Source organism: Streptomyces sp. NPDC058653 (genome assembly GCF_042716895.1).
Taxonomy (GTDB): Bacteria; Actinomycetota; Actinomycetes; order Streptomycetales; family Streptomycetaceae; genus Streptomyces.
The window spans coordinates 81918-104757 of the sequence record NZ_JBHXRM010000020.1 but is presented as its reverse complement, the minus strand read 5'-3'; the positions used below and the strand labels follow the sequence as shown (position 1 = coordinate 104757).

The following is a 22840-nucleotide window of genomic DNA, read 5'->3' as shown; positions in this document are numbered from 1 at the left end:
GGCGTCGGCCATCGCGCCGCAGGAGTACACGCGGCCTCATCAGACGCGCGCTGCACTCCTGACCTCTGCCCCAGAGAGCTTTCGCGGTGTTCAAGGAGGACGACGTCCATGTCGACCAGTGAAGTGCAGCCCATCCCCGCTGCCCGCCCGGTCATCGGGGAAGAAGAGATCGAGGCCGCGGTACGCGTGCTGCGCACCGGCCGGGTCGTCCAGGGCCCCGAAGTGGCCGCGTTCGAGGAAGGCTTCTCCGAGCTCGTCGCCGGCCGCCACTGCGTGGCCGTGAACTCCGGCACCTCGGCGCTCCACCTGCTGCTGCTCGCCCTCGGGATCGGCCCGGGCGACGAGGTCGTCGTACCGTCGTTCTCCTTCGCCGCCTCCGCCAACGCCGTCCGGCTGGTCGGCGCCGACGTCGTCTTCGCCGACATCGAGCCCGGCAACTTCGGTCTCGACCCGGCCGCGGTCGAGGCCGCCATCACCCCGCGCACCGCCGCGATCATGCCGGTCCACCTGTACGGCAACCCGGCCTCGATGGACAGGCTGATGCCCATCGCCGACAAGCACAAGCTCGCCGTCGTCGAGGACGCCTGCCAGGCGCACGCCGCGTCCCTGCACGGCACACCGGTCGGCGCCTTCGGCTCCGGCGGCACCTTCAGCTTCTACCCGACGAAGAACATGCACTCCCTCGAAGGCGGCATGATCTCCACCGGTGACGCCGAGGTCGCCCGCACCCTGCGCCTCCTGCGCAACCAGGGCATGGAGCAGCGGTACGCGAACGAGATCGTCGGCGCCAACATGCGTCTCACCGACGTGGCCGCCGCCATCGGCCGGGTGCAGCTCACCAAGCTCCCCGGCTGGACCGAGCGGCGCCGCGCCAACGCCGCGTACCTGACGGAGAACATCACCGCGCCCGGTGTGGTGACACCGCCGGTCGCCGAGGGCGCGCACCACGTCTACCACCAGTACACGGTCCGGATCACCGGCGACCGCGACGCCGCCATGGCCGCGCTCACCGAGGCGGGCGTCGGCAACGCCGTGTACTACCCGACCCCCATCCACCGGCTGCGGCCGTTCTGGGAGCCGGACCAGAAGGCCGGACGCCACTGGGACCTGCCGGAGACCGAGCGGGCGGCCGCCGAGGTCGTCTCGCTTCCGGTGCACCCCTCGCTGTCCGACGCGGAGCTGGAGCGGATCGCGACCGCTGTGAACAAGCTGGGAGAGAAGCTGTGACCACTGATGGGGGACTGCGCGCCGGCCTGATCGGCCTCGGTTCGATGGGGCGTCACCACGCGCGCGTGCTGGCCGGACTCGACGGCGTCACATTCGTCGGGGTCGTCGACCCGCTCGGCGACAAGAACGGGCTGGCGCAGGGCGCGCCCGTCCTGGACACCGTCGACGAACTGCTCGCGCTCGGCGTCGACTACGCCGTCGTCGCCTGCCCGACCGCCCTGCACGAGGAGGTCGGACTCCAGCTCGCGGAGGCCGGCGTCGGCGCGCTCATCGAGAAGCCCCTGGCCGACACGGTCGAGGGCGCGCGCCGGCTGGTCGAGGCCTTCGAATCGCGCGGCCTCGTCGCGGGCGTCGGCCACATCGAGCGCTGCAACCCGGCGCTGCGCAGCCTCCGCGCGAGGCTGGAGGCGGGCGAGCTCGGCGACGTGTACCAGGTGGTGACCCGTCGTCAGGGTCCCTTCCCGCACCGGATCGCCGACGTCGGCGTGGTCAAGGACCTCGCCACCCACGACATCGACCTGACCGGCTGGGTGACGGGCCAGGAGTACACCTCGATCTCCGCCCACACCGTCTCCAAGAGCGGCCGCCCGCACGAGGACATGGTCTCCGCCGTGGGCCGGCTCTCCGACGGCACCATGGTCAACCACCTGGTGAACTGGCTGAGCCCGCTCAAGGAGCGCTTCACCTCGGTCACCGGCGAACGAGGCTGCTTCGTCGCCGACACGCTCACCGCCGACCTGACCTTCTACTCCAACGCGGCCGTCACGACCGAGTGGGAGGCGCTGCGCGCCTTCCGCGGCGTGGCCGAGGGCGACATGATCCGCTACGCCATCCCCAAGCGCGAGCCGCTCCTCGTGGAGCACGAGCTGTTCCGTGACGCCGTTCTCGGCGAGTCCCACGACATCTGCACACTGCGGCAGGGTCTTCGTACGGTCGAGGTAGCAGCGTCGGTGCTGGAGTCGGCCGCGAGCGGCCGCACGATGGCTGTCGAGACGGGAGACCCCGCGAGCCATGTCGGCTGACAAAGTGGTGGCGCAGCGGCGCGAGGCCCCGCGTGGGCGGATCGTGATGCTGGTCGACAACGGCGTGAACGGCGATTCGCGCGTACAGAAGGAAGCCCGGTCGGCCGCGGCGGCGGGCTGGGACGTCGTACTGCTGGGCAAGTCGCCCACCAAGAAGGAGCAGACCTGGCGTCTGGGGGACGCCGAGGTCAGGCTGTTGCACGTACCGGGCCCGATGCACCGCAGGCGCCACGAGTACCGGCGCGCGATCCTGCGCTCCCCGCTCGCCTACCCCCCGGGTCCGCTCGCCGCCTACCGCAGGCAGCGGATGAAGGCGTGGCGCGCCGAGCTCAACCTCCGGCTCATCGAGGCGCGGCTGGCGGGCTCCACCGTACGGAAGCTGGCACTGGTCCCCCCGCGGCTGGCCGCCAAGGCGCTGAGCAAGTGGGTGGGACTGCGGGCCCGCCGTACGCGCGCGCTGGAGCAGCGCCGCAAGGACATGACGTCCCGGCTGGACCGCTTCTCCACCGCGTTCTGGGAGCGCACGATGGGGGACAGGGCCTGGCGCCGGCTCGACCCGTTCCTGTGGGATCTGGAACTGGCATACGGCAAGGTCATCGACGCCCTCGAACCCGATCTGATCCACGCGAACGACTTCCGCATGATCGGCGTGGGCGCGCGGGCGAAGCTCCGCGCCAAGGGCCGGGGCCGCGAGATCAAGCTGGTCTGGGACGCGCACGAGTTCCTGCCGGGCATCAAGCCGTGGAACCCGCATCCCCGCTGGCACCTCGCGCAGTGCGCGCACGAGCGCGAGTACGCGAAGTACGCCGACGCGGTCACCACCGTCTCGGCGACGCTCGGCGAGATGCTGGTGGAGCGCCACGGGCTCACCGCCACCCCCGAGATCGTGCTCAACGCGCCGGACGCGGAGATCTCCCCGGAGGAGGCGGCCGAGCCGGTGCCGGACCTGCGCGAACTGTGCGGGATCGGCCCCGACGTCCCCCTCACGGTCTACAGCGGCGCGGCGGCCCCGCAGCGCGGCCTCGACATCATGGTCGAGTCGCTGCCCCGGCTGCCGGGGGTCCATGTCGCGTTCGTGGTGCTGCGGCCGACGTCGGAGTACATGACCTCGCTGCTGGTACGGGCGACGGAGCTGGGTGTGGCCGAGCGGGTCCACATACTGCCGTACGTACCGCACTACCAGGTGGTGCCGTTCCTCTCGGCGGCGGACGTGGGTGTGATCCCGATCCACCACTGGCCCAACCATGAGATCGCCCTGATCACGAAGTTCTTCGAGTACTCCCACGCGAGGCTGCCGTTCGTCGTCAGCGACGTGAAGACGATGGGGGAGATGGTCGCGAAGACGGGACAGGGCGAGGTCTTCACGGCTGAGGACGTCTCGGACTACGTCCGCGCGGTCACGTCGGTCCTCGCCGACCCCAAGAAGTACCGCGACGTCTACGAGGACCGGGGCCTGCTCACCGAATGGACCTGGGAGGCCCAGGCCGAGATCCTCGACGGCGTCTACTCCCGGCTCCTGGGCCACCCGCGCGGCAGGACCGGAGCACCGAAGAGCCGGGTGGCGGCATGAGCGACAGACCTGATGTGACGGTCGTGGTGGCGGTGTACAACACGATGCCGTATCTGACCGAGTGCCTGAACTCGCTCGTCGGCCAGACCATCGGTCGGGAACGGCTGGAGGTGGTGGCCGTCAACGACGGCTCGACCGACAGCAGCGGCGCCGAACTCGACCGCTTCGCCGAGCTGTACCCGGACACGGTCAAGGTCATCCACCAGGAGAACAGCGGCGGCCCGGCGGCGCCCAGCAACCGCGCCCTGGAGATCGCCACCGGACGGTTCGTCTATTTCATCGGCTCCGACGACTACCTCGGTGAAGAGGCGCTCGAGCGGATGGTCGCCTGCGCCGACGACAACGGGTCCGACGTGGTGATCGGCAAGATGGTCGGCACCAACGGCCGCTACGTCCGCCAGACGATGTACAAGAAGAACGATCCGGACGTCAGTCTGTACGGCTCCGACCTTCCGTTCGCGCTGGCCAACACCAAGCTCTTCAGACGTGAGCTGGTCGAGAAGTACAAGCTCCGCTTCCCCGAGGACCTGCCGGTCGGCAGCGACCAGCCCTTCACCATCGAGGCATGCGTCCGCGCCTCCCGGATCTCCGTCCTCGGTGACTACACGTACTACTACGCGGTCAAGCGCGGCGACGCGAGCAACATCACCTACCGCGCAGACCATCTGTCCAGGCTGCACTGCACCACCCGCATCATGCGGCACACGGCCGGTCTGATCGCCCCGGGCCCCCAGCGCGACGCCGTTCTCAAGCGCCACTTCACCTGGGAGCTCGCCAAGCTGATCCAGGACGACTTCCTGCCTCTCGACCCCGGGACGCAGCGCGAGCTGTGCGCCGGAATAGCCGAACTCGCCGACGAGTACCTGACGGACGAGCTGCGCGATTCGCTCGACGTGAAGCGACGGGTGCGGATCGTGCTGGCCCAGCGAGGCGCGGTGGCCGAACTCACCAAGGCGATCGCGGACGAGGCCGAGCACGGCGCGCCGCCGTTCCTGCTGGAGGGCGGGCGGGCGTTCGCCGCCTATCCCGGTCTGCGTGAATCGGCCCTCCAACTGCCCGACCGTGCCTACGAACTGGTGGGGGAGGCGGTGCCCGGCCGGCTGGCCAACGGCACCCGGCTGATCTCGGCCGCCTGGGACCAGAGCGGCGACTCCCTCTTCCTGTCGGTCACCGTACGGATCGGGGTCCACGGAGAGACCGACTCCGCGGTGATCCGGCTGGCCCCGACCGCGATGCCCAAGAGCGCGGACAAGGCGGCGGCCCGCCGCCTGCCGGCCGACCACCGACTCCCCGATCCGATCGGCGAGTTCACCCGCGCTCCGGAGCCCGACGGGGGCGGCGGGACCGTCCTGACCGCACGGATCCCCCTCTCGGCGGCCAAGGCCAAGGCGGGCGTCCGCGTCTACGTGGACGTCGCCGGCTCCACGTACGAGATCCCCGTCCGTACCCGCGGTCTGCCGATGCCGCTCGCCCGCCGCTGGGGCGACACCGTCCCCCACCGCGCGTCGGCCAACGTGAACCCCAAGGGGCGGCTGGTGATCACCACGGCTCCGCTGTGGGAGCCCGCACTGTCCCTCCGCGCGCGGGTACGAAGCCTGCTGCCCCGGCTGAAGAGGAAAGCAACACGATGAACATCTGTGTAGTCGCGCTCGGCAAGATCGGTCTGCCACTGGCCGTGCAGTTCGCCGCCAAGGGCCACCGCGTCATCGGCGCCGACGTCAACGAGAAGGTCGTCGAGCTCGTCAACGCGGGCACGGAGCCCTTCCCCGGCGAGCACGACCTCGACGTCAAGCTCAAGCGGACCGTCGACGCCGGGCTGCTCACGGCCACGACCGACACCACCGCCGCCGTCGCCCAGTCCGACGCCGTCGTGGTCGTCGTCCCGCTCTTCGTGGACGCCGAGGGCGTGCCCGACTTCGGCTGGATGGACTCGGCGACGAAGGCGATCGCCAAGGGCCTGAAGCCCGGCACACTCGTCAGCTACGAGACCACCCTGCCCGTCGGCACCACCCGCACCCGCTGGGCGCCGATGCTCCAGGAGGGCTCGGGGCTCACCCCCGGCGAGGAGTTCCACCTCGTCTTCTCGCCCGAACGCGTCCTGACCGGGCGGGTGTTCGCCGATCTGCGCCGCTACCCCAAGCTCGTCGGCGGCATCGACGAGGCCTCGACCAAGCACGGCGTCGACTTCTACGAGGCCGTCCTCGACTTCGACGTACGCGAGGACCTGCCGCGCCCGAACGGCGTGTGGGACCTCGGCACCGCGGAGGCCTCCGAACTGGCGAAGCTCGCCGAGACCACGTACCGCGACGTCAACATCGGCCTGGCCAACCAGTTCGCGCGCTTCGCCGACCAGAACGGCATCGACGTCAAGAAGGTCATCGAGGCCTGCAACAGCCAGCCGTACAGCCATATCCACCAGCCCGGCATCGCCGTCGGCGGCCACTGCATCCCGATCTACCCGCGGATGTATCTGTGGAACGACCCCGCCGCGACCGTCGTGCGCTCGGCGCGCGAGGCGAACGCGGCGATGCCCGACTACGCGGTCGACCTGCTGGCGGCGGCGTACGGCGATCTGACCGGCGCGCATGTGCTCGTGCTGGGCGCGGCCTACCGCGGCGGCGTCAAGGAGACCGCGTTCTCCGGTGTCTTCCCGACCGTGGACGCGCTGCGCGCGCGGGGCGCCGTACCGTACGTCTCCGACCCCATGTACACCGCCGAGGAACTGACCGCGCACGGCCTGCCGCCGCACCAGGGCGAGAAGGTCACGGCCGCGGTGCTCCAGGCGGACCACGCCGAGTACCGCGACCTGAAGCCGGCCGACCTGCCGGACGTCACGGTGCTGGTCGACGGGCGCCGTACCACCGACCCCGAGGCATGGCGCGGCGTACGCCGTGTCGTCATCGGCGGCTGACACCCGCCCCCAGGACCGGAGAGAGGCCCGAACCGCACCGGTTCGGGCCTCTTCGCCACAAGGGGGTCAGGCGCGCTCGGTGAGGACGCCGTCCTTCTCGTCGTGCAGCGCGCCGGTCCTGGGGCACTCCCACACACCGGGCTCCCCGTCCCGCTCCACGAGCTTCACCCCGGCGCGCCCGACCCAGCCGACCCGCCGGGCCGGCACACCCACGACCAGCCCGAAGTCCGGTACGTCCTTCGTCACGACCGCGCCGGCGGCGATCATCGCCCAGCGGCCGATACGGAGGGGCGCGACGCACACCGACCGGGCACCGACCGAGGCACCCTCCTCGATCGTGACGCCGACGGCCTCCCAGTCGGAACCGCGCTTCAGCTTGCCGTCGGGGTCCACGGAACGGGGGTTGAGGTCGTTGGTGAGGACGACGGCGGGCCCGATGAAGACCCCGTCGGCCAGCTCCGCGGGCTCGTAGACCAGCGCGTAGTTCTGGATCTTGACGTTGTCACCGATCCGTACCCCGGTCCCGACATAGGCGCCGCGCCCGACGACGCAGTTCCCGCCAAGACGCGCGTTCTCCCGGATCTGCGCGAGCTCCCACACACTGCTCCCGTCACCGACCACCGCGCTCTCGTCGACCTGCGCGGTTGGCTGGACCCTGTAGTTCACGCTGACGCCTCTCCGTGTACGTTTCCGACGGTTGAGCATACGTCGGGGTCAGCGGCGGCCCCCGTCCGCCCGTGCCCAGTCCATCCGGGGTTCCACCACGTACCGGAACACACGTCGCACGGGCGGCGTGCACAGCGCTGTCACGAGCAGCGCGGCGGCCAGGGTCACCGCGATCCGGCCCGAGGGGGTTTCCAGGAACGGGTCGTCGTAGCCGCCGAGGAACCGCGCGCCGCGAATGAAGAAGCCGTGCAGCAGATAGCCGTAGAGAGTGCCGGCGCCCAGGGCCGTCATCCACAGACGACGGCGCGGCACCCACGCCAGGAAGCACGCGCCCAGCACGAGCGCCGCGGCGAACAGGACCAGGGTCATCGCGGCACCGGCCCAGACCGGCTCGTCCAGCTGGCGGGCGCTGTAGCTGCGGAAGAACCACGAGGTGGACATCCGAGGCACCGACCAGTACGCCACCAGCAACGCGACCAGCCCGACCGGCAGGGCTGCGACCCGCACAGAGGTACGGCGCAGATACACGAAGTGCTCGGGGCGCAGCCGCAGCCCCAGCACGAAGAAGGGCAGGAACTGAAGGACGCGCATCAGCTGGAGATCGTCCCCGATCCCGGTCGACATCGACGCGAGAGCGGCGATGGCCAGGGAGACGGCCACCGGCCACCGGACGAGCTGCCAGAACGGGGAGGTGATCCGCCACAGGAACAGCGCGGGCAAGAACCACAGGATCCAGTACGGGTCCGCCGGCGTCAGGGGAAAACCGGGGGTCTCCACCGTCCGCTGGAAGAGGGTGTACGCCACCTCGAAGACCAGGTAGGGCACCAGGATGCCGGTGACCAGCCGCCACACCCGCTTCGGACCGAGGTCGAAGCCGCGCGAGAAGTAACCCGCGATCACGATGAAGACCGGCATGTGGAACGCGTAGACGAAGCTGTACAACGCCTCGACCAACCGCCCGCTGCCCGGCAGCGGCTCCCACGAGTGCCCGACGGCGACCAGGACGATGGCCAGGTACTTCGCGTTGTCGAAGAACGGATCCCGCTCCCCGGCGCCGGCGGCGGCGGGGGCTTGGGGGCGCTCCTGGGAGAGAGAGGACACCATCACGACACCCTAGGTGGTGCGTGGTGGATCTTGCCCCGGCGGGCCCGACGGCGGCCGGGCCCTCCGGCCCCGTCCTGGTGCCCCCCACCTGGTTTGACCCCCCGCACAGCCGCCCCGTAGTCTTGACCCTCGGCGTGTTTCTGTGCGCGCCTGCTTCTGAGCACCTCACCTTCCGTGGCCGTCGTCGGCGGTGTCGGAGGAGGCCGTTCGTCCTATTCGGATGCAAGCGGGGCCCCCGGGTCCCGTGGGCGGCTGGCATCAGGAGTCCCGTTCCGAGCGAGAGTGAGATCCGCGTGTACGCCATCGTGCGCAGCGGTGGTCGTCAGCACAAGGTTGCTGTTGACGACATCGTTGAGGTTGACAAGATTCCCACTGCCAAGGTTGGCGACACGGTCGAGCTCTCGACCCTGCTCGTGGTCGACGGCGACGCCGTGACCAGCGACCCGTGGGTCCTGAACGGCATCAAGGTCACCGCCGAGGTCGTGGACCACCACAAGGGCGCGAAGATCGACATCCTTCGCTACAAGAACAAGACCGGTTACCGCCGTCGCCAGGGTCACCGCCAGCAGTACACGGCGATCAAGGTCACCGCGATTCCCGCGGCCGCGAAGAAGTAAGGGACTGAGGAGACATGGCACACAAGAAGGGCGCATCGTCCACCCGTAACGGGCGCGACTCGAACGCTCAGCGGCTCGGCGTGAAGCGCTTCGGCGGTCAGGTCGTGCTCGCCGGTGAGATCCTCGTCCGTCAGCGTGGCACCCACTTCCACCCCGGTTCGGGTGTGGGCCGTGGTGGCGACGACACGCTGTTCGCGCTGGCCCCCGGGGCGGTCCAGTTCGGCACCCACCGTGGCCGCAAGGTCGTGAACATCGTTCCGGTCGCCGAGTAATTCGGTACCCGTAGAGCGATTTCGATCGGTTTCTCGCGAGGGCGGACCTCACTTCCCGTAGGGGAAGCGGGTCCGCCCTTCGCTTGTTCACGCCTGTGAGCACACGCATTTCCGTATGTACCGGAGTACTGGAGGCACCACCATGACCACCTTCGTGGACCGCGTCGAGCTGCATGTCGCCGCGGGTAGCGGAGGCCACGGCTGCGCCTCCGTTCACCGGGAGAAGTTCAAGCCGCTCGGCGGCCCCGACGGCGGCAACGGCGGCCGTGGCGGAGACGTCATCCTGGTCGTCGACCAGTCGGTGACCACGCTCCTCGAATACCACCACTCGCCGCACCGCAAGGCCACCAACGGCAGGCCCGGCGAGGGCGGCAACCGCTCCGGCAAGGACGGCCAGGACCTCGTCCTGCCCGTTCCCGACGGCACCGTCGTCCTCGACAGGAACGGCGACGTCCTCGCCGACCTCGTCGGCCAGGGCACCACCTACGTCGCGGCCGACGGCGGCCGCGGCGGTCTCGGCAACGCCGCCCTCGCCTCCGCGCGCCGCAAGGCCCCCGGCTTCGCGCTGCTCGGCGAGCCCAGCCGCTCCGGCGACATCGTCCTGGAGCTCAAGACCGTCGCCGACGTCGCGCTCGTGGGCTACCCGAGCGCCGGCAAGTCGTCGCTGATCTCCGTACTCTCCGCGGCCAAGCCGAAGATCGCCGATTACCCCTTCACGACGCTCGTCCCCAACCTCGGTGTCGTCACGGCGGGTTCGACCGTCTACACCATCGCGGACGTCCCCGGTCTGATCCCGGGCGCCAGCCAGGGCCGCGGTCTGGGCCTGGAGTTCCTGCGCCATGTGGAGCGCTGCTCGGTCCTCGTGCACATCCTGGACACGGCCACGCTGGAGTCCGACCGCGACCCCATCTCCGACCTCGACACGATCGAGGAGGAGCTGAAGCAGTACGGCGGTCTCGACGACCGCCCGCGCATCGCGGTCCTCAACAAGATCGACATCCCGGACGGGCTGGATCTCGCCGAGATGATCCGCCCCGAACTCGAAGCGCGCGGCCTGCGTGTGTACGAGGTGTCCGCCGTGGCCCGTACCGGTCTCAGGGAGCTCTCCTTCGCGCTCGCCGAGATCATCGCCGCCCAGCGCGCGGCGAAGCCCGTCGAGGAGGCCACCAGGGTCGTCATCCGCCCGAAGGCGGTCGACGACTCGGGCTTCACCGTCGAGCTGGAGGAGGACGGCCTCTACCGGGTACGGGGCGAGAAGCCCGAACGCTGGGTCAGGCAGACCGACTTCAGCAACGACGAGGCGGTCGGCTATCTCGCCGACCGGCTCAGCCGGCTCGGCGTCGAGGGCGAGCTCATGAAGGCCGGTGCCCGCTCCGGCGACGGCGTCGCGATCGGTCCCGAGGACGACGCGGTCGTCTTCGACTGGGAGCCGACGGTGATGGCCGGCGCCGAGATGCTCGGCCGGCGTGGTGAGGACCACCGGCTGGACGCGCCGCGCCCGGCGGCCGTACGACGCAGGGACCGGGACGCGGAGCGCGACGACGCGGACAAGGAGTACGACGAGTTCAAGCCGTTCTAGCGAGGGGGATCGCGCCGCGCGGGGCCTCGCCCCGGCTCCGGTCCGCCCGGGCTTCGCACAGGTCCGGACCCGGTTCGGTTCCGTAAGCGTCGATTTCGATCGGTGACGGAGCGACTACACGCCGTCGCGCCCCCGGTGCCCCGATCCGCCCCACGCGCCACGAAGGCCGCGGTCCGCTCCCACCGGAGCGGACCGCGGCCTTCGTCGTGCGCGCACGGCGCGACGCGCCGGATGGCCGAAAGCCAACTGCGGGCATGGAGCGATATGGGCGGAATAATGAGTCATGCGGTTTCTTTTCAAGTACTCGCACAACCGTCGGTGGACTTCGCCCGTCTTGCATGCGGGGCACAGCCATGACGGCTGCGTAAACCCGTCCGGAACTGAAGGGGAACTTGGGATGACCGCCCGGGATTCCGAACACCGAACGGAGCGTTGATGAAGATCTCCTTCCTCATCCACACCATCTATGGCATCGGCGGCACCATCCGCACCACGCTCAACCTCGCGGAGGAGTTCGCCGACCAGCATGAGGTGGAGATCGTCTCGGTCTTCAGACACCGGCCCGTCCCGCTCTTCGACGTCGACCCGCGCATCACGCTCGTCCCGCTCATCCACACCTGGAAGGAGTCCCCGGCGTACGAGAAGGACCACCCGCTCCATCTCCAGCCCGCCGAGTACTTCCCGCGGAACGAGGCCCGCTACCGCGAGTACAGCAAGCTGACCGACGAGCGGGTCAGGGACCACTACGCGGAGTCGGACGCCGACGTCGTCATCGGCACCAGGCCAGGACTCGCCGCGTACGTGGCCCAGTTCGCCCCGGCGAGCGCCGTGCTCATCGGCCAGGAGCACATGACGTACAACCACCACAAGCCCGCGCTGCGCAACGAGATGTACCAGCACATCGACGCCCTCGACGCCTACGTCACCGTCTCCGAGGGCGACGCCGCCGTCTACCGCGCGCAGATGCCGCTGCCCGCGACCCGGGTGCTGGCCATCTCCAACAGCGTTCCCGAGCCGTCGATCCAGCCGTCCACGGGCTCGGGCACCACGATCGTCGCCGCCGGGCGGCTCTCCGCCGAGAAGCAGTACAGCGTGCTCGTCGACGCGTTCGCCAAGGTCGTCGCCGCGCGCCCCGAGTGGGACCTGCGGATCTACGGCGGCGGCCCGGAGAAGGAGAACCTGCGCCGGCAGATCGATTCGCTCGGGCTCTACAACAGCGTGCGGCTCATGGGCTCCGTCTCGCCGATCGAGCCGGAGTGGGCGAAGGGCGCCATCGCCGCGTCCACCTCGCGCCACGAGTCCTTCGGCATGACCCTCGTGGAGGCCATGCGCTGCGGCCTGCCCGTCGTCAGCAGCGACTGCGACTACGGCCCCCGGGAGATCCTCCAGCCCGGTGTGGACGGCCTGTTGGTGCCGGTGTCGGACCCCGACGCGGTCGCCCAGGCACTGCTCACGCTCATCGACGACGAGCCGCTCCGCCGCCGGATGAGCGCGGCGGCCGTGCGCAACGCCTCACGGTTCGATCCCAGCCAGGTCGCCAAGAAGTACGAGGAGCTCTTCGGCGAGCTGCGTACGGTCGCCGCCCAGCGCGCGGCCGTGGGCGATTTCGCGCCGGTCGCCGACTGCGTGGTGGAGCCGGCCGGCGCGCTGGCCTTCTCGCTCGTCGCGCCGCAGGCCGCCGCCGTCGTCCACCAGGGGCTGAAACTGGTCTGCGTACGCGCCGACATGCGTACCCAGGAGCGCGTCTTCGCCCTCTCCGGCAACGGCACGGTCACGATTCCGGCGGACGCCGAGTTCACCGAGGGCGTCTGGGAGTGCTTCGCCGAACTCCCGGAGTCGGGACGGCGGGTACGGATCGCCGCCCGCTCCATCGACCAGCGCGGCGCGATGAGCGCCTGCGAACGCGCGCGGCACGGCGAGCCCGTCCATAATCTTGTCCCGTACGCGACACGGCCCCAGAAGCATCTGGCGCTCCGTGCCTGGGTGCGCCCGGTCCACGCGGAGGCCGGTGACATCCGTGTCGAAGGCAAGCGGATCACGGTCGCGGGTGAGCTGCTCGGCGCCGGCACGATGGCCCAGCGGCCGTCGCTGGTGGTACGCCGACGGGGCAAGCCCGCCGAGGAGTTGACGTACGCGGGCAGCAGGGAGGGGGAGCGCGGATTCCGCTTCACTTTCCCCGCGTCCGGGCCGGCCGCGCGCCAGGTCGCCAGGTCGGAGTCGTGGGACCTGCTGCTCAAGTACGCCCCGGACGCCGCGCCGGTCAAGGTCGCGCGGGTGCTGGACGATGTCGTGGAGAAGCGGCCGATCTACGAATACCCGGTCACGGAAGTCCGTAAGAGCAGGCCCTGGGGACCGTTGCGCCGAGTGGTCCGTAAACTCAGGAGTCGACCGGCCCAGTGGGTGCGGGTAAGGATCATGTACATGGGGACCAACGACCTCATCGTCAACGTGGCGGACGCTCCGCAGAAATAGCGTGGGACCGCGGAATCCGCTGACGAGCGGCGGATTTCGCTTACCTAGCGCTTATATGGCGGTCGGGAAATCGCGGATGCGAAGTAAAGGTCCGGTGGAGGTAACTGCCTGGTCGGCGCGGGGATGTGGTGTCGATCACGCCGCGCCCGGCCCGGCCCGGTCTCAATCTGGCTGGCCAGAGGGTGAACGGATGGTTTCCTATAGGTGATGGGCATCGGACGTCCGCCTTGCGAGACGGTCACGGAGAGTGCGACCATCAGGGCGTCCCCCACTCGTCTCAAGGTAGGTCGTTCCGTGTCTGTGCCGCATGCAGCCCATCCCCGCACCACGGCAGTCGTGCTCGCCGGTGGTACCGGCCAGCGCGTGGGCCTGTCGATCCCCAAGCAGCTGCTGAAGATCGCGGGAAAGGCTGTCATCGAGCACACGCTGTCGATCTTCGAGCAGTCCGACTCGATCGACGACGTGATCGTGCTGATGGCACCGGGTTTCGTGCCCGACGTCGAGAAGATCGTCGCCAAGGCGGGTCTCACCAAGGTGACCAAGGTCATCGAGGGCGGCCAGACCCGTAACGAGACGACGGAGCGCGCCATTTCGGCGCTGGGCGAGGGACTCGCCGAGGGCGAGGACCGCAACGTCCTGTTCCATGACGCGGTCCGTCCGCTTCTGTCACAGCGCGTCATCAAGGACTGTGTGGACGCCCTCGACCGCTATCAGGCCGTCGATGTCGCGATCCCGTCCGCGGACACCATCATCGTGACCCGCACCCACGGCGGCGACGGGGAGTTCATCACCGAGGTCCCCGACCGCTCGCGGCTGCGGCGCGGCCAGACACCGCAGGCGTTCAAGCTGTCCACGATCCGCAGGGCGTACGAGATCGCGGCCGGCGACCCCAACTTCCAGGCCACCGACGACTGTTCGGTGGTCCTGCGCTATCTGCCCGACGTGCCCATCTACGTCGTCGCCGGTGACGAGTACAACATGAAGGTCACCCAGCCGGTCGACGTCTTCATCGCCGACAAGCTGTTCCAACTCGCCTCCACCGCCGCCCCCGTGCAGGCGGACGAGGCGGCCTACCGCGAACTGCTCTCCGGCAAGACGCTGGTGGTCTTCGGCGGTTCGTACGGCATCGGCGCGGACATCGCCGCCCTCGCCGAGCGGTACGGGGCGAACGTGTACGCGCTCGGCCGCTCCACCACCGGGACCCATGTCGAGAACCCGGAGCACGTCGACGACGCGCTGTCGAAGGCCTACTCGGCGACCGGCCGGATCGACTACGTCATCAACACGGCGGGTGTCCTGCGCATCGGCAAGCTCGCCGAGACGGACAACACCACGATTCAGGAAGCGCTGAACGTCAATTATCTGGCGCCCGTCCAGATCGCCCGGGCGTCGTACAAGTATCTGGCCGAGACCCAGGGCCAGCTTCTCCTCTACACATCGAGCAGCTACACCCGGGGACGCGCCGAATACAGCCTCTATTCGTCGACCAAGGCGGCCATGGTGAATCTCACCCAGGCCCTCTCGGACGAATGGGCGACGGACGGCATCCGGGTGAATTGCGTCAATCCGGAACGTACGGCGACCCCGATGCGCACCAAGGCGTTCGGCGCCGAGCCCGCCGGCTCGCTGCTCTCCTCCGAGGCCGTCGCGCGCACGTCGCTCGACGTGCTGCTCTCGGAGCTGACGGGACATGTGATCGACGTACGGCAGCAGGACCCGACCCGGGAAGCCTCTTCCGAGGCGTCGGGATTCGAGCAGGCGCTGGCCTCCGTCCTTGACCGCCAGGAAGATGTGTAATAATTCGCCATAAGTTTGCATTAAACGGGCCTTTGCGGTCGCCATTCGGCGAATTGCAGAGGCCCGTGTGCGTGAAGCCCCGGCTTCACAATTCCCGCCAACCGTGAAACAACCGGCAACTGTGAAATAACCGGCACCCCCTCCTGGAGCAGGTTCTTCGTGATTTCGACCGCAATTCGCCTGGCCCGTGTGGGCAGCCGAGCCGAGCTGGCCGCGGCGGCCCTGCTGGGGCTGGGATACCCGTGCGTCATGCTCGCAGCGCTGATCCCGAACCTCTGGTTCTTCGCGGCCGCCTGCGCCGTGACCTACGGCGCGGACCGATATCTGCATCAGCGGAACAGCTACCTCGTCAACCGGCTCAACAAGGTCCGGGCCGGTCTGTCGATCCGCTTCCTGGTGCGGCAGTTGCTGCTGGTGCTGCTCCTGGCCCGGATGGGCCTGGCCGAGCAGCCCCTGTTCTACGCGGCGGTCGCCGGTTTCCTGCTCTTCTACGGCATCCAGGCACCGCAGGGCGCGCTGGCGACCCTGATCCGGCTGCGCCGGGGCATGCCCGTCGTCGCCCGCAACGTGGACCTGCACGCCCTGCGTATCCCGGACGCCCCGCCCGGCTATCTGGTCGACCGCTCCGCCGAGAAGATGCTCCACCTCGACCTGTTCGCGATCGCCGGTCTGCTGGTCGCCGCGCAGTCCGGCACCGACGCGTACGGGTACGCGGGACTCGGCGTCACGCTCGTGCTGGGCCTCGTCTACATCCTGCTGCTGGTGCCGTACCTGCGCCGCAGCCGCCGGGTGCCGAAGCCGCCCGTCGTCCTCGGCGCGGTCGACAACTGGCTGCGGGAGTACCAGCCTTCGGTCGTCCTGTACTTCTCCGGCTCCAAGGAGTCCGCGTACCAGGTCAACATGTGGCTGGAGACCCTGGAGCAGTCCGAGGGCCGGCCGCTGGTCCTGCTGCGCGAGCGGGCCATCATGACCCAACTCGCCCCGACCTGGCTGCCGGTGCTCTGCGTCCCCGGCGGCACGCACCTGATGAACCTCGACCTGTCGTCGGTCCAGGTCGCGCTCTACGCGGCCAACGTCGGCAAGAACATCCATCTGCTGCGCGTGCCGACGATGAAGCACGTCTTCATCGGCCACGGCGACAGCGACAAGATCGCCAGCGTCAACCCGTTCAGCAAGGTGTACGACGAGGTGTGGACGGCCGGCCGGGCCGGGCGCGACCGCTACGCGCTGGCCGACGTCGGCGTCCGCGACGACGACATCGTTGAGGTGGGCCGACCGCAGCTCGCGCCCATCAGGACCGGCGCGGACGCGCCCGGGCACCCCGTACCGACGATCCTGTACGCCCCCACCTGGGAGGGCTGGGACGACAACCCCGGCAACACCTCGCTCCTGCTGGCCGGCGAGAACATCGTCAAGCGGCTGCTGAAGGCCGACAGGCCGGTCCGCGTCATCTACAAGCCGCACCCCTTCACCGGGATCCGCGACAAGAAGGCCAAGGCCGTCCACGACCGGATCACGGCGATGGTGAACGCGGCGAACGTGGCACGCGCGGCCGAGCCCCGCTGGGCGAAGGAGAGCGCGGACGCGCAGGCGGAACAGGTCGCCGCGCGGGCGGAGTTGGCCCGTATCGAGGAGCGGCTGGCCGCGCTCACCGAGACCGGCCGCGCGGGCGGCGACGAGTCGGAGGAGTCGCGCGTCTCGCTCGCCGACTATGAGCGCCTGGACCGGGCGAAGGCGCTGAGGGCCGAGTGGGACGACGCGTACTGGCGTACGTTCGGCTGGTGGGAACATAAAATCGTGACGGGCGCCGAGCCCAAGCTGTACGACTGCTTCAACCAGTCCCACGGGATGGTTTCGGACATTTCCAGCGTCGTGTCGGACTTCATCGCGAGCGGCAAGCCGTACGCGGTGACGGACTCCGCGCAGTTGGGCGTGGAGGAGTTCAAGCGGCAGAACACCGCCGTACGGGCCGCCGTCGTCCTGTCCAACAGCGCGGCCGAACTGGACGAGTTGCTGAACGCGGTCGCCGATCCGGCGGCGGACCGGCTGGCGCCCGCCAGGCGCGAGCTGAAGACGTATCTGCTGGGGCCCGACGAGCCGACGTCGATCGAGCAGTTCAACGCCGCGGTGGCCGCGCTGGGCGCCAAGGCGGTCGCCCGGAACGTGGGCGTGGCGCAGCGCCTGAGCGCCCAGCAACAGCCGGGCACCCAGCCGGAGCGCGAGCCCGCCCCCGACCCGGAGGCCGACCCCGCGGAGCCGGCGGCCCTCCCGGAACCGACCACCACGAGCACCCCCGTCCCCCGCTGACGCCCCACCGGCCGCCCGGCCCGGCGCCCCTCCCGGAGGGGGCGGCCGGGCCGGGCGCATGTCCCCGCCTCGGCCAACCCCGTACGCCCCCCGGCGCCCGGCCCAGGGGCGCCCCCGCGGCTGTCCAGCGCGTGAAACGAGCGCGCGCCGGGCCCGGGCGCTGGCATAGATTCGGGGCCGTGACAGTGGCAAGGCAGCACGTAACCGAAGCTCGCAGGGTCGTCGTCAAGGTCGGCTCCTCCTCGCTCACCACCGCCTCCGGCGGGCTCGACGCCGACCGGGTCGACGCCCTCGTCGACGTACTCGCCAAGGCACGCGGTGGCGGCGAGAAGGAGATCGTCCTCGTCTCCAGCGGCGCGATCGCCGCCGGACTCGCCCCGCTCGGCCTCGCCCGCCGCCCCCGGGACCTCGCCCGCCAGCAGGCCGCCGCCAGCGTCGGTCAGGGGCTCCTCGTCGCGCGCTACGCCTCGTCGTTCTCGCGGTACGGGCTCCGCGTCGGGCAGGTCCTGCTCACCACCGACGACACCAGCCGCCGCTCCCACTACCGCAACGCCTACCGCACGCTCGACCAGTTGCTCACGATGGGCACCGTCCCCGTCGTCAACGAGAACGACACCGTCGCCACCGAAGAGATCCGCTTCGGCGACAACGACCGGCTGGCCGCCCTCGTCGCCCATCTCGTCCGCGCCGATCTGCTCGTCCTGCTCTCGGACGTCGACGGCCTGTACGACGGCGATCCCAGCAAGCCCGGCAGTTCACGGATCGAGCGCGTCGACGGTCCCGCCGATCTGGTCGGCGTCTCCATGGGCAGCGCGGGCAAGGCCGGGCTCGGCACCGGCGGCATGGTCACCAAGGTCGAGGCGGCCCGGATCGCCGCCGCGGCCGGCATCCCCGTCGTCCTGGCGTCGGCGGGCCGCGCGGGCGACGCCCTCGCCGGCCGCGACACCGGCACCTACTTCGCCCGGACCGGGCGCCGTTCGGCCGACCGCCTCCTCTGGCTGGCCCACGCGTCCACCCCGCAGGGCGCGCTGACCCTCGACGACGGCGCCGTACGGGCGGTCGTCGAGCGCCGCACCTCGCTGCTGCCGGCCGGAATCGCCGCGGTCGAGGGGGAGTTCAGCGCGGGGGACCCGGTCGAGCTGCGCGACACCGCGGGCCGCGCCGTCGCCCGCGGTCTGGTCAACTTCGACGCCAAGGAGATCCCCCAGCTCCTCGGCCGCTCCACCCGGGATCTGGCACGGGATCTGGGACCCGCGTACGAGCGCGAGGTCGTGCACAGGGATGATCTGGTCATCCTGCGACCTTGACCTTCCCCTGAAACGGCTGAAAGTCCGGTTTTTTGGAAGGGACCTTTACCGAAAGCACCCCATGCCCCGCCCAGGGCTGGTCAACTTTGTCTCAGGGGTTAGAGGCGGGGTAGCAGTACGACGAAGCAGCGACAGGAGGCCGCCGGTGAGAAGAACGCGCCCGGGGGCGGGGTCCCTCGGGTCAGGAGGAGGCACCTTGCACGCCCGGAGGGCCGCGGGGGAGGAACGGACGCTGACCAGCGTCGGAGCCGGGGCGGACTTCGACGACTACGAGGACGTACAGGATCAGGGCACGTCCCGGCAGACGCAGTCGCGCGGTGAGGACCGCGCGGTGTCGAAGCTCTGGCACATCACGCTCAGCGTGTCGGGTCCACAGGCGCCGCTTCCCGAGGTCAGACGGGGCCTCGAACAGCTCGCCCACGACCATCCGTTCCTGCTGACCAGCAGATACGCCAACGATCACGCGGAGATCCGCTACTGGGAAGAGGCCAGGGATCTCCACGACGCCGCGGCCGTCGCGCTGCGGCTCTGGGGCGAGCACCGGTCGAGCGCCAGGCTGCCGCCCTGGGAGATCGTCGGCCTGGAGGTCATCGACCGGGAGACCTACCACCTGCGTATCGCGGAGGGCTACGGTCCGCCGCCGGCCGCGCCGGTGGGCGTCCACCCGTTCTGACAGCCGGGGCGGTCCCGCGCGGCGGGGGCCGCGGCCGTCTCGTAGTACGGGATACGGGGGAAGTGCCCGCAGCGCGCGCATTACTCTGCGGGCATGACCTCGCTCTCGCCGTACGACAACCTGACCCCGGTCACCAGGACCGCCTACCGCGCCCGCTCCGCAGCCGCCGATCTCGCCCCACTGCCGCGCTCGGTCAAGGACGACGCACTGCTGGCGATCGCCGACGCTCTTGAGGTCCGTACGCAGGAGATCATCAAGGCGAACGGTGAGGACATCGCGCGTGCCAGGGAGGCGGGCACCAGCGAGGCGATCATCGACCGGCTGACCCTCACGCCCGAGCGCGTGCGGGCCATCGCCGCCGACGTACGGGACGTGGCCGCGCTGCCCGACCCCGTCGGTGAGGTGGTGCGGGGTTCGACCCTGCCCAACGGGATCGACCTTCGCCAGGTCCGGGTCCCGCTCGGCGTCGTCGGGATCATCTACGAGGCCCGCCCCAATGTCACCGTGGACGCGGCGGCGCTCTGTCTGAAGTCGGGCAACGCCGTGCTGCTGCGCGGCTCGTCGTCCGCGTACGCCTCCAACACCGCGCTCGTGCGCGTGCTGCGCGACGCCGTCGGCGGGGCCGGGCTGCCGGCCGACGCCGTCCAGCTCGTGCCCGGCGAGAACCGCGACTCCGTACGTGAACTGATGCGCGCCCGCGGCCTGGTGGACGTGCTGATCCCGCGCGGCGGTGCCTCGCTGATCCGTACGGTCGTCGAGGAGTCCACCGTCCCCGTCATCGAGACGGGCACCGGCAACTGCCATGTGTACGTGGACGCCGAGACCGATCTCGACATGGCCGTCGACATCCTCATCAACTCCAAGGCCCAGCGCCCCAGCGTCTGCAACGCCGCCGAGACGCTCCTGGTCCACCAGGACATCGCCGGCGCCTTCCTGCCGCGCGCGCTGGACGCGCTCGGCGAGGCCGGTGTCACCGTCCACGCCGACGAGCGGGTGCTGGAGTACGCGCAGGCTGCGGGCGGCACGGCGGCCACGGTCGTACCGGCGACCGCGGAGGACTGGGAGACCGAGTACCTGTCGTACGACATCGCCGCCGCCGTCGTCGACTCGCTGGAGAGCGCCGTCGCCCACATCCGGCTCTGGTCCTCCGGTCACACCGAGGCCATCGTCACCACCTCGCAGGCCGCGGCCCGCCGTTTCACCCAGTTGGTCGACTCCACGACCGTCGGCGTCAATGTGTCGACGCGGTTCACCGACGGCGGCCAGTTCGGCTTCGGCGCCGAGATCGGCATCTCCACGCAGAAGCTGCACGCGCGGGGGCCCATGGGACTGCCCGAGCTGACCTCGACCAAGTACATCGTCACGGGCGACGGTCACACACGGTAGTAGGGAGGGGAATCCCGGGGAATCTGCACGGTCTCTGCCGAAAACGCCCTGCCCGGTCTACTCTGAGAAGGTGCCGGACGACGTGGGGGGCAAGCCGTTCCCGGACGGCTGGGAGCCTGACGACGACCGCGGAGGCGCGGACGAGGACTTCGCCTCCGTGGTGTTCGACGAGGAATTCATCCGGTCCGCACCCGTTCATGAACCGACCGCCGTCGAGCGGCTGCTGGCCGCCGCGCAGGCGCGCGCGGAGGCGGAGGCGGCCCGCGCACGGGCCTACGGCGGCCCCTCGGACGACGACCGTTACGACGAGGGCTACGGCCCGTCCGGCGAGTACGACGAGCGGCTGTACGGCGGCGGCTACGACCCGGACGACCCCGACGGCGACTTCGGCCCCTACGGACGCCATGGCGGCTCTCTGCGGCCCTACCGGGGCCGGGCCCGCTGGCACCGGCCCGTGGCCTGGATCCTCGCCGTGGTGATGGGCATCGGGATGGTCGCCCTCGCGTTCACGGCTGTCTACCGCGGGGCGTCGGGCAACCGGCAGGACCGCGTGCCGCCTCCCGCCACCACCGGCGTCGACAGCTCGCGCGGCGGGGGCGCGCCGACCGCCTCGACGGAGTACTCGGTCCCCAAGGTCTCGGCCGTGCCGCGCAGCACGCCCTGAACCGCCCGCGCCGCCTGTGCGCCCGCGCGTGAGCCCCTCGCGCGTACCCCGGTAAGGGCGCCCTGACCCTCCCCGCTCATGCCGTTCTTGAGGACGGCGTCCGAGTTTATGTTCGGCCGAGCCGACCTAACCTGAAGGTATGGCAGGGCGCGGAGACCCACCCGAGGGCACTCCCGAGGGAACCCCCGGCAATGGTGAGGACGAATTCCGATCCGTCGTCTTCGACGAATCGTTCGTCCGTGCTGCCCGGCTCCAGGAGTTCTCCGCCCAGGAACGGATGGGCCACCACTCGCACGCCGTCCGCAGACGGGACCCCGCCGAGAGGTCCCGGGCAGGCTCCCGGACACCCCGCAGGGGATCGGTCCAGGCGCTGCTGCTCGTCCTCATAGTCGCCGTCGCCTTCGGTACCGCCGTCTACGTAGGTGTACGGCCCCCGTACCGGCCGCCGTTCACCCGGTCGGCGGAGCCGCTGCGTACGACGTTCATTCCGCTCGCCCCGCCCGGCGTGGTCCCGGGCGGCGACCCCGGCAGTCTGCTGAGACGCAGTCCCGCCGCGGAGTTCGGCACCGGAGCCTCCGGGATCCCGCTGCCCCTGGCGCGCCGCACACCGCACTTCACGGAGAACGAGGTGATGAGCGCCCTGGCCACCGCCAAGGACTACCTCGTCGCCTCGTCCCTCGACCCGGATGTCCTCACCGGCACGGAACGGCGCTCGGTGCGGATGATGCTGGACCCGGGTCAGCTCGCCCAGTTCGACCAGACCTTCGACGAACCCGCCGACGACGGCAGACACGCTCCGGCGGGCTGGCTGACGCGCTTCGACCCGGACACGGTGGCGCTCGCCGAATCGGCCGTCCGTGTCCGGGGCACGCTGCGCTACTCGGAGACCGCGCCCGGCACGATCGACGTCCTCTCGGACCACACCTTCGTCTACGCGCTGAGACCGGCCGGGAAACCGGCGGGGGAGAACGCCTCGCTCTTCACCGTCCGGCGGACCCTGCACTTCCGCCTCGACCGTGAGGATCTGCCCAGACACCAGGCCGAGTTGGTGACCAGCGAGGTGCAGGCCGGCCCGCAGGCCTGCTCGAACGAGCCGCCGACCACCCTGAGGCCTCTGCTGGCCGGTGGCAGGGCCAAGGCCACGGGACCGGCCGGCACCGATCCGTATGTGAAGGGGCCGCCCTCCGCCGGGCTGTGCGGTGTCCTCGACGAGGGCGCACAGCCCCGCGGCTGATCCCCGTAACAGCTGGGGACGCGGTGGGGGCC

General features: G+C 70.3%; 18 protein-coding genes. 16 read left to right on the top strand and 2 right to left on the bottom strand.

Annotated elements, in window-relative coordinates:
• Positions 1–108: 108 nt before the first annotated feature.
• From ACFWU9_RS19020 to ACFWU9_RS19000, 5 genes are read left to right on the top strand one after another with little or no spacing between them, the layout of a single operon-like run.
• Complete coding sequence (locus ACFWU9_RS19020) at positions 109–1227, top strand: DegT/DnrJ/EryC1/StrS family aminotransferase (protein ID WP_384319744.1); 1119 nt, start codon at positions 109–111, stop codon at positions 1225–1227.
• On the top strand, positions 1224–2249 hold the full coding sequence (locus tag ACFWU9_RS19015; protein WP_384319742.1) for a Gfo/Idh/MocA family protein: 1026 nt from the start codon (positions 1224–1226) through the stop codon (positions 2247–2249). Before ACFWU9_RS19020 ends, ACFWU9_RS19015 begins: the two co-directional genes overlap by 4 nt.
• On the top strand, positions 2239–3819 hold the full coding sequence (locus ACFWU9_RS19010; protein ID WP_384319739.1) for a glycosyltransferase family 4 protein: 1581 nt from the start codon (positions 2239–2241) through the stop codon (positions 3817–3819). The genes ACFWU9_RS19015 and ACFWU9_RS19010 overlap by 11 nt, the downstream gene beginning before the upstream one ends.
• Positions 3816–5450 (top strand): glycosyltransferase family 2 protein, encoded by a 1635-nt coding sequence (locus tag ACFWU9_RS19005; RefSeq protein ID WP_384319737.1) that lies wholly within the window; start codon positions 3816–3818, stop codon positions 5448–5450. The genes ACFWU9_RS19010 and ACFWU9_RS19005 overlap by 4 nt, the downstream gene beginning before the upstream one ends.
• A complete protein-coding gene (locus tag ACFWU9_RS19000) occupies positions 5447–6730 on the top strand; it encodes a nucleotide sugar dehydrogenase (RefSeq protein WP_384319735.1) in 1284 nt (427 codons plus the stop codon). The genes ACFWU9_RS19005 and ACFWU9_RS19000 overlap by 4 nt, the downstream gene beginning before the upstream one ends.
• Before the next feature lie 66 nt (positions 6731–6796).
• Here the strand turns inward: ACFWU9_RS19000 and ACFWU9_RS18995 are convergent, their stop codons facing one another.
• Positions 6797–7396 carry an acyltransferase gene (locus ACFWU9_RS18995; RefSeq protein WP_384319733.1) on the bottom strand — a complete coding sequence of 200 codons (600 nt, stop codon included), beginning with the start codon at positions 7394–7396 and terminating at the stop codon, positions 6797–6799.
• Positions 7397–7444: 48 nt separating this feature from the next.
• Entirely contained in the window at positions 7445–8500 is a 1056-nt protein-coding gene (locus ACFWU9_RS18990) for an acyltransferase family protein (protein ID WP_384319731.1), read from the bottom strand.
• A gap of 293 nt (positions 8501–8793) precedes the next feature.
• Between ACFWU9_RS18990 and rplU the strand changes: the two genes are divergently transcribed.
• The 11 genes from rplU to ACFWU9_RS18935 all read left to right on the top strand — a co-directional run bounded on the left by rplU (position 8794) and on the right by ACFWU9_RS18935 (position 22808).
• A complete protein-coding gene (gene rplU, locus ACFWU9_RS18985; RefSeq protein WP_078077375.1) occupies positions 8794–9117 on the top strand; it encodes a 50S ribosomal protein L21 in 324 nt (107 codons plus the stop codon).
• A 14-nt stretch (positions 9118–9131) separates the two neighbouring features.
• Positions 9132–9389: a 50S ribosomal protein L27 gene (rpmA, locus tag ACFWU9_RS18980; RefSeq protein ID WP_329387750.1), complete on the top strand. Its 258-nt coding sequence runs from the start codon at positions 9132–9134 to the stop codon at positions 9387–9389.
• 142 nt (positions 9390–9531) lie between these two features.
• Positions 9532–10968, top strand: a complete 1437-nt coding sequence (gene obgE / locus ACFWU9_RS18975; protein WP_384319729.1) for a GTPase ObgE — start codon at positions 9532–9534, stop codon at positions 10966–10968.
• 435 nt (positions 10969–11403) lie between these two features.
• Positions 11404–13440 carry a glycosyltransferase family 4 protein gene (locus ACFWU9_RS18970; protein WP_384319727.1) on the top strand — a complete coding sequence of 679 codons (2037 nt, stop codon included), beginning with the start codon at positions 11404–11406 and terminating at the stop codon, positions 13438–13440.
• Positions 13441–13734: 294 nt separating this feature from the next.
• Positions 13735–15237 carry an SDR family NAD(P)-dependent oxidoreductase gene (locus ACFWU9_RS18965; protein ID WP_384319725.1) on the top strand — a complete coding sequence of 501 codons (1503 nt, stop codon included), beginning with the start codon at positions 13735–13737 and terminating at the stop codon, positions 15235–15237.
• 159 nt (positions 15238–15396) lie between these two features.
• On the top strand, positions 15397–17544 hold the full coding sequence (locus tag ACFWU9_RS18960) for a hypothetical protein (RefSeq protein ID WP_384319723.1): 2148 nt from the start codon (positions 15397–15399) through the stop codon (positions 17542–17544).
• A gap of 179 nt (positions 17545–17723) precedes the next feature.
• Positions 17724–18851: a glutamate 5-kinase gene (gene proB, locus ACFWU9_RS18955; RefSeq protein WP_384319721.1), complete on the top strand. Its 1128-nt coding sequence runs from the start codon at positions 17724–17726 to the stop codon at positions 18849–18851.
• Positions 18852–18996: 145 nt separating this feature from the next.
• Positions 18997–19524, top strand: a complete 528-nt coding sequence (locus ACFWU9_RS18950; protein ID WP_384319719.1) for a hypothetical protein — start codon at positions 18997–18999, stop codon at positions 19522–19524.
• A gap of 93 nt (positions 19525–19617) precedes the next feature.
• Positions 19618–20910 carry a glutamate-5-semialdehyde dehydrogenase gene (locus ACFWU9_RS18945; protein WP_384319717.1) on the top strand — a complete coding sequence of 431 codons (1293 nt, stop codon included), beginning with the start codon at positions 19618–19620 and terminating at the stop codon, positions 20908–20910.
• 70 nt (positions 20911–20980) lie between these two features.
• Positions 20981–21574, top strand: a complete 594-nt coding sequence (locus ACFWU9_RS18940) for a hypothetical protein (protein ID WP_384319715.1) — start codon at positions 20981–20983, stop codon at positions 21572–21574.
• A 139-nt stretch (positions 21575–21713) separates the two neighbouring features.
• On the top strand, positions 21714–22808 hold the full coding sequence (locus ACFWU9_RS18935; protein WP_384319713.1) for a hypothetical protein: 1095 nt from the start codon (positions 21714–21716) through the stop codon (positions 22806–22808).
• The last annotated feature ends 32 nt before the right edge of the window (positions 22809–22840 follow it).